This is a genomic window from Levilactobacillus sp. HBUAS70063, assembly GCF_038374745.1.
Classification (GTDB): Bacteria; Bacillota; Bacilli; order Lactobacillales; family Lactobacillaceae; genus Levilactobacillus.
Genome location: NZ_JBANSM010000015.1, coordinates 1 through 8908 on the forward strand (window position 1 = coordinate 1; position 8908 = coordinate 8908).

The following is an 8908-nucleotide window of genomic DNA, read 5'->3' on the forward strand; positions in this document are numbered from 1 at the left end:
TATACTCGTGGAGCAATCCATGTCTATTTTTATACAGTAAAAGCCCGGCGTACCGGGCTTTTACTGTACTTTTTAACTTTCAACCTTTAGTTATGGAGAAAAATTATTGAGTTATCCTAATTTTATTGGGACATTCCACTCTTTTTTTAGTGACTTTGTGGTTAAACCTTGGTTTAGATCCATGGGTATTCACATTCAAACTATCGATTCTAGTATTACCTTGGCAATGCGAAGAAAAATGATTGGGCCAAATAGGGCAATTGATTCTCATCGTAATGTAGTCATGGAATATTCCTTAAAAAAGGGATTTACGTTCTCAGAATCTAGTGCAACTCAAAAAAGAATTAATAAAATCATTAAATATTCGATTATACAGGGAAATCTGACTTATGATGAAGTCATTTATTTTTCGAATCTTGCGATAAAAGAGCATTCTGAAATATCAAAAAATATTTCGAAACGTTTTCCGTTATTATTTATTGACGAAGCCCAAGATACATCATTGATACTTTGGAATTTAGTAAGGCATTCATTCTCTAACTCTGATATTCAAGCGTTTGGCGATTCAAACCAAAGCATTTATGACGATGGTATTCATTATTCTAAAGCCGTTATTCCAAGTTCTCCGCATTTTAGTATTCTGGATAGCCAACGTTTAACTGATAAAATCGCAAATATTGCCAATCCCTTAGCTATCTCTGGTGAATCCATGAAGGGCGTTAACACAGATTTTAAGAATATCCCAGCAACTATAATAATGTTTAATGAAAATAGTATTGCAAAAGTACTTCCAACCTTTGGACAATTGGTTCTAGACAACTTTTCTGATGAAGAAATTAATGGCTGTGAATGTTTTGCAATCGGCCGGGTTCGCAAAATTAAGGATCCAGCGGACGTACAAAAGCATTTTCCTGCTAATATTGAAGCATATTGGCCACAATACGATCCATCTAATGCTAATGTTGATAAGTTGAGAGTTAAATATGATCATTTTTGGAAATATATTAAACGTGCGCGTTTGTTAGTTAAGAAGAGTAATGAGAGCGAATCAGCTGTTAAAATGATAATATTGGGCCTAGTTGATTTTTTGAATGATTTAATAACAGGAAAAAAGAAGTACAGGTTGTATAAGAATCCTTTTAGTGTGTTCTCTAAAACTCTTAAAGACGAAGATTTGATGTTGCTTAGGCGTAATATTAAGCTTTTATTATTTAAGGAAGATTTGCCAAAAAAAGTATGGACAGAGGCAGTTTCCAATATCGAACTAACACTTGAAACTATTGAAAACTTTGAGACCGGAAATCCTTTCTTTGAATGGCAGGATAATATAGGAAAAGAATTAAATAATCAGATTGAATCCCCCAAGAAACGAAATAATAGTTTTATTTTTTCCCATAAGGATAGACAGGTTGAAATTAAATTAGGCAGTATCCATAGTGTTAAAGGCCAAACACATTTAGCAACTTTGTTGTTAGAAACCTTCCTTAGAACTCATGATGTTAAAAAAATTTTACCATTTTTAGAGGGAAAAGAGTCCAAAAATAGTAATGATGAAAGAATGTCGCTTAATTACGTTGCCTTAACAAGAGCGAAGGGTATGGTTTGTATTGCTTTGCCTGAATCTGAGATCTCTGACAAAGATGAGCATTTACTGAGGGCTTGTGGATGGGATTTTATTTGCATATAAAATGAAAAATCATTTTAAGGGGAAACTTCTTATGAGAGAAAGGAATAACAAATTACTTTGTTTTCAAAAAAAGTTTCAAACAATTTCACATATAACTAACTAGTAAGTAACTTAAAAGCAGGGGGAAGGGACTTTTTTATGTTGGAGCTGTCGTTTGAAAAAGAAGTTGTTAAAACCTTAACGACTGGAAGCAATCAATGGGTGGAACGCAAAGACCTGTATGGTGCGACGCCGGATCAATTATGGGCTAATTTTCGTGATAAATTAAATAACAATAACTATGCTAAATTGCAGGGACACCCTTTAACTGATACCGAATTTAATCAGGTTAAACGGGCGATTGAGGTCCGGACACCTTACGAAGCAGCTAAGTTACTAGCCGCCGAAAATGGCATTGGCAAAGTTGAAGTTGAACGTGATGATGCTAAGCTGGGCACGGTGACTCTCGAGTTGTTTTGGAAAGCGGACGTTGCTGGCGGTAAATCTAGTTATGAAGTGGTCCGACAAGCAGTGCGACCACGGTTAGCTGGTACTCAAGATGTCGATCCTGATCGCCGTTTTGACGTAACCCTATTGATTAATGGGTTACCCTTAATTCAATTGGAACTAAAAAAAGCCACGGTCGAACTTAACCAGGCTTTTAATCAAATTGACAAATACGCGCAGGAAGGTAAATATACGGGGATTTACTCGCTGTTGCAAATGTTTGTGATTATGACGCCGGATAGTACGGCGTATTTTGCGAATGCCGAACCGGATCATTTCAATAAAGCCTTTTTGTTCAATTGGCGAACGCGGGATAATCACCCCGTGGAAAACGGCTTAGCGTTTACGCGCCAAGTCCTTAATATTCCCATGGCCCACAAAATGGTCAGTGAATATACGGTCATCGACCAAGAACGTCAGAGCTTAATTCTCTTACGGCCTTATCAGATTTATGCGATTGAAGCCGTGATGCACCGGATTCATGACCATCAAGATGGCTTTGTTTGGCATACCACGGGTTCTGGTAAAACACTCACCTCATATAAAACCGCTAAATTAGCGGCGCAAGATCCTGGTGTCGATAAGGTCATCTTCTTAGTTGACCGGCGGGATTTAGACGAACAGACAACTAGCAACTTTAGTGCCTATGCCGCCAATGATGATATTGCCATTAACGAAGCCCAAAATACCGGTGATTTAATGCGTAAATTGCAACAAAATGACGGTAAGGTCTTGGTCACCTCGATTCAAAAACTTCATCGGGCGGTCAAAAAAACGCAAGCCCAGCTGGCAACCGGTAAGCAATCCCGCTTTAGTAAAACTTTAAAGCAACGGGTGATCTTCTTTGTTGATGAAGCCCACCGGTCGCAGTTTGGTAAGATGCAAAAGGAAATTCGGGACGCGTTTGTCAATAGTAATTGGTATGGTTACACCGGCACCCCCATCTTTAATGAAAATAAAAAACAGCTCAAGGGTGATCTAGCGGTTACGACTGAGGAGCTATTTGGTAAAGTCTGTCACGTTTATAACTTACGAGACGCCTTAGAGGACCAAGCCGTGTTACCGTTTAACGTGGAACACGTAACGACGATTGGGAAAGACACGTTGATAACCCGGGCCCTCGAAAAAGAAACTCAGCGCGTCAAAGCGCGTCGTGATAAGCAAGGCCGCCTGCTGAGTACGGCTGATGAGGCAAAAATTCAAGCCAAGATTCAAGCGATGTCAGTGAAGGACCTGGAAGAAACGTATTTAACTCCGGCTGACTTTGAGACCGATGAGCATATTAATCAAGTTGTTCAATATATTTTACAAAAAGGCCCGCGTAAAACGAGTTTGGGTCATGGCAACTATAATGCTATTTTGACCACCAGTTCCATTGAAATGGCGCAACGCTATTATCAAGCCTTTAAAGCCGCTAAAAAGACTACTCACAATCAGCTAGATCCTGATTGGCCCCGAATTGCAATTACTTATTCATTAAGTGAAAACGAAGATCAGAGTGCGCAAAAACATGACCAAATGGCCACCATTTTAAAAGATTATAATCAGCAGTATCACACTAATTTTGATTTAGCCGATTTGAATCTCTATAACGAAGATGTCGCAAAACGGGCTGCCCGGCGTGAGGCGGTCTTTGCTCATTTGCAACCCGATCAGGAAATTAATTTAGTGATTGTGGTGCGACGGTTATTAACAGGTTTTGATGCCCCTCGGCTAAACACGCTCTTTGTTGACCGCACCTTAGCTTATCAAGAACTTATTCAAGCCTACTCACGCACCAACCGGCTCCAAAACCGGGAATTAAAACAAGAAGGCCAAATTGTGACCTTTCGGGTGCCGGCAATCATGGAAGCGAATGAACGTGAAGCTTATAAGTTATATAGTGGCGAAGGCTCGTTTAATGTCATCATTCGTCCCACTTATCAGCAGGCTGTCTTAAAATTTCAAAAGGCTGTGGTCGATTTAAAAGCCATTGCTCAAACGCCGACGGCGGCCGATGACCTGAAAGGAACCACTGCCAAGGTACAGTTTGTGAAAGCCTTTCGCCAAGTGAATCAGCAATTGAATTCCTTATCGATGTACAACGATTTCACTTGGAAAAATAGTGAAAAAGCTTTTGGTATCGCTCAGCCCGAAGTAGAATCCTATACGGGTAAATATCTGCGGATTAAAGCGGCGGTTACTAACCAAGAGCCTGAGAAAGTCCCCGAAGAATTAGCCGCCTTAGACTTTTCCCTAGCCGTTGGTTCAGTCGTCTTGGTGGATTATGATTATTTGACGCAATTAATTCAAGATTGGATTGATGAACAGCAACAGTACACGACACCTGATCAAGCCCAAGCCCATATGACCGATTACCTGCAAAATAGTGCCAAAGTACAGGCTAGTTTGAATAAATTAGCGGAAACGCAACCGCAACAGGCTCAGTTAATTCGTGAAGCCATGCCCTATATTGAACAACAAATGCAACAGTCTCAGCAACAGAGTGACCAAAATAAAGCGCCAGTAGCGTTGAATGCTCGGGAGTTGGTGGCTGATTATGCCCAGAGACAATTGGTCAAAAAAACGTCGGTATTCGCCCACACGTGGGGCTTAGATCAAACAGCCCTATTGCGGGTGGCGCGTGAACACACCGTGGGTACCGATGAATGGCATCATGAACAAGAATTAACGCAGTCAGCGAATTTAGCAGCGGCCTTACAAGCTCAAACTGCCACTGGGCCGAAGATTCCAGCTATTTTGCCACTATACCGGATTAAGTCCCAGGCCGCTTGGCGGCAGTTTATTGAACACGATTTAGCAATTTATCTACAAAAATAAGTGAGGTTAAACAATGTCAGAAAAAACAATGCAAGCTAGTCAACTTGAAAGCGCCCTATGGAATGCGGCCGATGTCTTACGCGGGAAAATGGACGCTTCTGAATATAAAAATTATTTATTGGGGTTAATTTTTTATCGGTTTCTATCTGAGAAAACCTTAACGACCTTTAGTGATTGGGCAGGCGAAACCGAAAATGTCACCCGGAAATATGCTCAGTATATGGATCCGCAGTTTGAGTTGGAAGGCGTCTCAGTGCAGCCCAGTTTAGTTGAGTATTTGCAAAACACGCTCGGCTATTTAATTCAACCACAAGCGTTGTACACCACCCTGATTGGCAAGATTCAAGCCCATACTTTTGCGTTAGATGATTTATCCCAGGCACTTCATGATCTGGAACAGTCGACGCAAAATCTGTCTTCAGCGCAAGACTTTTCGGGCTTGTTTGCCGATGTGGATTTAAGTAGTAATAAATTAGGCAGTTCTTTACAACAACGGAATCAAACTATCAGTGATACTATGTTAGCTTTAAATGCGATTGATCTTATCCATCATCAAGGCGACGTCCTAGGTGACGCCTATGAATACTTAATCGCGCAATTTGCCAGTGATTCCGGTAAAAAAGCGGGTGAATTTTATACTCCACGGCAGGTGTCCGACATTATTGCCCAGATTGTGACTTATCAGCGCAATTCAGGTGACAACCAATTGCGGACTGTCTATGATCCAGCAGTTGGTTCTGGTTCGCTGCTGTTAAATGTCGGACAACACGTGCAAGACCCCAATTTAGTGAGTTATCACGGCCAAGAACTGAACACCACGACCTTTAACCTGGCCCGTATGAACCTCATGCTACATGGAGTCTCGTATGACGATATGCACTTACGCAATGGTGACACGTTAAGTAAAGATTGGCCGGTTGACGAACCTTACTTATTTGATGCGGTCGTCATGAACCCGCCCTACTCGGCACACTGGGATAACAGTGATAAACGCTTGTCCGATCCCCGCTTCCGTGACTATGGCGTCTTACCACCTAAATCTAAAGCCGACTTTGCCTTTCTGCTACACGGCTTTTATCATTTGCAGGAACACGGGACTATGGGCATTGTCCTACCCCATGGCGTGCTATTTCGGGGGGCTAAGGAAGGCAAAATTCGCCAAAAGCTTCTGCTGGATAACCGGATTGATGCCATTATTGGGCTACCCGCTAATATTTTTCATTCCACTGGTATTCCAACGTTAATCATGATTTTAAAGAAACATAAAACTACTGATAACGTCTTGTTTATTGATGCGTCACGGGAATTTGAAAAGGACAAGAATCAAAATAAGCTAACGGCAGCGAATATTCAAAAAATTGTGACCACTTATCAAAACCGGCAAGATGTCGATAAATATGCTCATGTGGCCTCACCGGCAGAAATCAAAGAGAATGATTATAATTTAAATATTCCGCGCTACGTTGATACGTTTGAACCGGAACCCGAGATTGATCTGGACCAAGTTAAAGCTGATCTGAAGCAACTGGACGAGGAAATCAGTCAGAATGAACAAGCCTTTAATGAATTAGCTAGCCAGTTAGTGGTCACCCAGGTGAATGATCAGTCAAAACCGGAGGCTCACAATGAAAGATAACCAAGCTAAATATCCGCAATTAAGATTTAAAGGTTTCACTGATCCTTGGGAACAGCGTAAGCTAATCGAAGTTGCTGATTATAGAAACGGAAAAGCTCATGAAAAAGATATTTCAGAAAATGGAGATTACATTGTAGTAAACTCAAAATTTGTTTCGACAAATGGAGCAGTAAAGAAATTTTCTGATGAATTAATAGCACCTTTAAAAAAAGGTGAACTGGCTTTTGTGTTGAGTGACGTTCCAAATGGTCGTGCTATTGCGAGAACCTTTTTGATTGATGAAGATAACAAATACAGCTTAAATCAACGTATCGCTGGAATTGCTCCACACTCAGACACCAATTCGTATTTTCTTCATTCGTTGATGAATCGACATCACTATTTTTTGCGTTTTGACGATGGAGCAGGCCAAACGAACTTATCAAAAAAAGAAGTTGAAAATTGGACTGAACTGTATCCAAGCATAGAGGAACAAGACAAAATCGGCTCTTTCTTCAAACAATTAGACGACACTATCACTCTTCATCAGCGTAAGTTAGCTAAGCTTAAGGAACTTAAACAGGGCTATTTGCAAAAAATGTTCCCCCAAAATGCTAGTAAGTTCCCGCAATTAAGATTTGCAGGGTTTGCTGACGATTGGGAAGAGCGTAAGTTGGGTGATGTGTTCTCAGAACGGTCTGAACGGAGCGGTGAAGGGGAACTAATCTCTGTCACTATTAACTCCGGTGTTGTGAAGGCTAGTGAGCTATACAGAAAAGACAATTCTAGTGATGACAAGTCTAATTACAAAAAAGTAGAAGTAGGAGACATTGCTTACAACTCAATGAGGATGTGGCAAGGTGCAAGCGGGTATTCACCGTATAACGGGATTCTAAGCCCTGCATATACCGTTATCATTCCTAAAGAAGGTAATGATTCGAAGTTCCTCGCTTATGATTTCAAACGATATGACATGATTCAAACGTTCAAAAGAAATTCACAAGGATTGACTTCTGATACATGGAATTTGAAATTTCCAACGCTAAAATCAGTCAAGGTAATGGTTCCTAGCTTGGAAGAACAGCAACGAATTTCAACCTTTTTTGAAAGCCTTGATACCACCATCACCCTTCATCAGCGTAAGCTTGAAAAACTCCAGGAACTAAAAAAAGGGTATCTACAAAAGATGTTTTGCTGATTCTTAATTTGATCAAATTTAGGATCCTATGAAACCCCATGACTTAATTTTTATTGTGCTTGGTCAACACTTAATTCACCTGTATAATGGATTACGCAGGAAGTTTTAAGGGGGGTGGCTGTCTTTTCCCTTGCGAGGTGAGGCCCATGGGAACATGGAATAATCTTCAGGAAGGTTTCACAGTCAATGAGCGTCTTCCAGACACTCTCGTTGATGTTGCTGTTTGCAATGTTTATTTTAGCGTTGCTAACATACATCGACAAAAGGAACAAATAAAAAAGCCGCCCTGCGTAACTTTGGCCAGTTACAGGGTAGCTTAATGCTGTCTTATTAACTTCGCCACCGCCTTTGAAGCGGCTTGCGCGGGAAGTCTTGTTAGCGCAAGGCTTCCCTTTTCTATTATATTATAGCATGTCCCTTAAAAACTGGCTAACGTTTTAGGCTTTGATCAGGTTCAGAATCTGGTTGCTTGATTTCTGGATGCTGTTCAGCAAAGGATTTCAGCTGCTTTTGCGTTCGCTCACTGATTTCTTCGTGTATCTCATGTAACTGGTTTTTAAATTGTGCTTTTTGTTGTGGCTTCGTTGTTTGCTGAACTTGTTGTTGCAAGCCTTGATAGGACTTATTAAGATCATGGGCTGATAGCTTTTTTAGATCATGCTCAGGCTCTTTTTGGGCTTCTTGTAAGCCTAATTGTTTGGTTAAGCCATCGCTAAGCTCAATCACTTTGTTGCTCACTTGCTGGATCTCACTTAAAGCACTATGGATCACGGCTTTATCTTTGGCCCAGGTGGCCACGTAACCGAGTGAGTAGTTGCTGGTATCAACGCCAATATTTTGCATGGCAACATACGCAACCGCTTCGGCTTGGGTTTCCTGATAGGCTCGTGGCCGATCTTTAAAGGCTGATTTTAAGCCGTGTAGCTGGCTATGCGCATATTCGTGGTATAACGTCTTTAGTTTCAAAGCATTGTCGGGCTCATCGCCACCAATGACGATTTCATTAGTGCTGGGTTGAAAATACCCCTTAGCCCCATTTAGCGTCGCTAAAGGCACTTCACTGACTTTAAGGTCGGTTTGCTGGTTTAAATAATCTTTGAAC

Annotated in this window: 5 protein-coding genes and 1 pseudogene; 5 read left to right on the forward strand and 1 reads right to left on the reverse strand. The window is 41.0% G+C overall.

The window, feature by feature from the left end; genetic code table 11:
• The first annotated feature begins 106 nt into the window (after positions 1 to 106).
• From V8I28_RS12845 to V8I28_RS12865, 5 genes are all read left to right on the forward strand, one after another.
• Positions 107 to 1687, forward strand: coding sequence for a UvrD-helicase domain-containing protein (locus V8I28_RS12845; RefSeq protein WP_341780451.1), 1581 nt, complete (start codon positions 107 to 109; stop codon positions 1685 to 1687).
• A gap of 138 nt (positions 1688 to 1825) precedes the next feature.
• Entirely contained in the window at positions 1826 to 4993 is a 3168-nt protein-coding gene (locus tag V8I28_RS12850) for a type I restriction endonuclease subunit R (protein WP_258115783.1), read from the forward strand.
• A 13-nt stretch (positions 4994 to 5006) separates the two neighbouring features.
• On the forward strand, positions 5007 to 6629 hold the full coding sequence (locus V8I28_RS12855; protein WP_341780452.1) for a type I restriction-modification system subunit M: 1623 nt from the start codon (positions 5007 to 5009) through the stop codon (positions 6627 to 6629).
• Positions 6592 to 7806: a restriction endonuclease subunit S gene (locus V8I28_RS12860; protein ID WP_445928215.1), complete on the forward strand. Its 1215-nt coding sequence runs from the start codon at positions 6592 to 6594 to the stop codon at positions 7804 to 7806. Before V8I28_RS12855 ends, V8I28_RS12860 begins: the two co-directional genes overlap by 38 nt.
• A gap of 213 nt (positions 7807 to 8019) precedes the next feature.
• On the forward strand, positions 8020 to 8082 hold the full coding sequence (locus tag V8I28_RS12865; RefSeq protein WP_230083882.1) for a putative holin-like toxin: 63 nt from the start codon (positions 8020 to 8022) through the stop codon (positions 8080 to 8082).
• Between the two features lie 153 nt (positions 8083 to 8235).
• Here the strand turns inward: V8I28_RS12865 and V8I28_RS12870 are convergent.
• A pseudogene (locus tag V8I28_RS12870) lies at positions 8236 to 8908 on the reverse strand (hypothetical protein); the annotation flags it as partial.